Here is a 2363-nt window from a genome sequence, read left to right on the forward strand (position 1 = left end):
GGGTCCTGGAACACCATCTGGAAATCGCGCCGCGCGGTGCGCAGCTCGGCCTTCGACAGCGTGTGCAGGTCGCGGCCTTCGAGGCGCACGCTGCCCGAAGTCGGCGTGTCCAGCGCCATCACGAGACGCGCGATGGTCGACTTGCCCGAGCCCGATTCGCCCACGATGCCCACGCTCTTGCCGGCGCGCACCTCGAAGCTCACGCCATTGAGCGCCTTCACGGTCGGCGGCGGGCCGAAGAGCTTTTCGCGCGGCAGCGCGTAGTGGCGCACGAGGTCGGTGACCTGCAGCAGCGGTGAAGCGGTGGTCCCACTCATGGTGCGATGGCCCCTTGCGCGGCGATTTCCTCGAGCCGGATGCAGCGCACCGCGTGATCTGGCGGCAGCATCGTGGCCGGCGGCCGCGTGGTCTTGCAGGCGTCGATGGTGTAGCTGCAGCGGCCCGCGAAGGGGCAGCCCGGCGGCAGGTCGACCAGCTCGGGCACGCTGCCCCTGATGGTGGCCAGACGCAGGCCACGCGGCGCGCCGATGGCGGGCCGCGCGGCGAACAGGCCTTGCGTGTAGGGATGCCCACGGCGCGCGAACACGGCCTCGGTCGGGCCGCTCTCGACCACGCTGCCGCCGTACATCACGAGCATCTTCGAGACCGTCTGCGCGATCACGCCGAGGTCGTGCGAGATCAGGATCAACGCCATGCCGCGCTCGGCCACGAGGCCCTGGATGAGTTCGAGGATCTGCTTCTGGATCGTCACGTCGAGTGCAGTGGTGGGTTCGTCGGCAATCAGCAGGTCGGGCCCGCAGGCGAGCGCCATCGCGATGCCGATGCGCTGGCGCTGGCCGCCGGAGAACTGGTGCGGGTAGGCGTCGAGGCGCGAAGCCGCGTCGGGAATGCCCACGCGGTCGAGCAGCGCGAGCACTTCCTTGCGTGCGTCGGCTTGCGAGAGCCCGCGATGCAGCCGCAGCGGTTCGCCGACCTGGCGCGCAATCGTGTGCACCGGGTTCAGCGCCGTCATCGGCTCCTGGAAGATCATGCCGATGCGGTTGCCGCGGATCCGGCACATGGCCCTTTCGTCTCGGCCGACGAGCTCGGTTCCATCGAAACGTATGCTGCCGGTGACCTTCGCGGTCGAGGGCAGCAGGCCCATCAGCGACATCACGGTGATCGACTTGCCGCAGCCCGATTCGCCGACGATGCCCAGCGTCTCGCCACGCTCCAGCGTGAAGTCGATGCCGCGCACGGCCTCGGCGGGACCGCGCTGCGTCTGCAGTTCGATGTGGAGGTCTTCGACTTCGAGCAAGGGCATGGCGCTTCTTATCTTGCGCGTGCGAGGCGCGGATCGAGCAAGTCGCGCAATCCGTCGCCCAGCAGGTTCAGGCCGAGCACCGCGAGCGCGATGGCCATGCCGGGGAACACCGCGAGCAGGGGCGACTGGAACATCATCGTCTGCGCCTCGCTGAGCATGCGGCCCCACGAAGGTTGCGGCGGCTGCGTGCCCAGGCCCAGGTAGGAGAGGGCGGCCTCGGCCAGGATGGCGATGGCGAATCGGATCGTGATCTGCACGATCAGCACGGCCGAGATGTTCGGCAGCACGTGCTGCATCGTGATCGCGAAGCTGCCCTTGCCGCAGGCGCGCGCGGCGGCCACGTACTCGCGCGACCAGATCGCGTTGGCCGAGGCGCGCGTGATGCGCGCGAAGGTCGGGATGTTGTAGATGCCGATGGCAATGATCGCGTTGACGATGCCGGCGCCGAACACCGCCGTCATCATGATGGCCGAGAGGATTGCGGGGAAGGCCAGCGAGAAGTCGGTGAGCCGCATGATGGCTTCCTCGACCCAGCCGCGCTTGGCGGCAGTCAGCAGGCCCAGCGCCGTACCGACCACGAGGCCGATGCCGACCGCGATCACGCCGACAAGGATCGATGCGCGCGCACCGACCAGCAGCAGCGAGGCTACGTCGCGGCCGTAGGTGTCGGTGCCCAGCCAGTGCGCGCCCGTCGGCGGCTTCAGCTTGTTGGCCATGTCCATGTCGTAGGGCGACCACGGTGTCCAGACCAGCGAGATGCCGGCGGCGAGCAGCAGGAGCAGCGTCAGCGCGCCGCCCAGCACGAAGCTGCGGTGGTGCAATGCGCGGCGCCAGAAGCCCGGCACCTTGAGCGCCGCAGCGCTCGGAGCGGTGATGACGGAGCTCATATGTCGCTGGCCTTGATGCGCGGRTCGATCACGGCATACAGCACGTCGACCACGAAGTTCACGATCACCACCATGGCCGCCAGCAGCATCACGCAGTTGCGCACCACGATCAGGTCGCGGTTGCTGATGGCCTGGAAGATGAGGCGGCCCAGGCCCGGCAGATAGAACACGTT

At 68.5% G+C, this 2363-nt stretch carries 4 protein-coding genes; all 4 read right to left on the reverse strand.

Annotation, left to right across the window (positions count from 1 at the left end; all coding sequences use genetic code 11):
- Window positions 1–317 (reverse strand): ATP-binding cassette domain-containing protein (locus AC1DFC_RS29675; protein WP_478180572.1); only part of this gene is annotated, 317 nt, incomplete at its 3' end.
- Entirely contained in the window at window positions 314–1303 is a 990-nt protein-coding gene (locus AC1DFC_RS29680) for an ABC transporter ATP-binding protein (RefSeq protein WP_413333961.1), read from the reverse strand. The genes AC1DFC_RS29680 and AC1DFC_RS29675, both read right to left, overlap by 4 nt.
- An 8-nt stretch (window positions 1304–1311) precedes the next feature.
- On the reverse strand, window positions 1312–2190 hold the full coding sequence (locus tag AC1DFC_RS29685; protein WP_478180573.1) for an ABC transporter permease: 879 nt from the start codon (window positions 2188–2190) through the stop codon (window positions 1312–1314).
- A partial coding sequence (locus AC1DFC_RS29690) for an ABC transporter permease subunit (protein WP_478180574.1) occupies window positions 2187–2363 on the reverse strand: 177 nt, incomplete at its 5' end. The genes AC1DFC_RS29685 and AC1DFC_RS29690, both read right to left, overlap by 4 nt.

This window comes from Variovorax sp. 10L421, assembly GCF_056395365.1.

Bases quoted from the DNA above. Each gene is read 5' to 3' on its own strand.
- AC1DFC_RS29685 (WP_478180573.1), bottom strand. From the start codon at position 2,190: ATGAGCTCCGTCATCACCGCTCCGAGCGCTGCGGCGCTCAAGGTGCCG.
- AC1DFC_RS29680 (WP_413333961.1), bottom strand. From the start codon at position 1,303: ATGCCCTTGCTCGAAGTCGAAGACCTCCACATCGAACTGCAGACGCAG.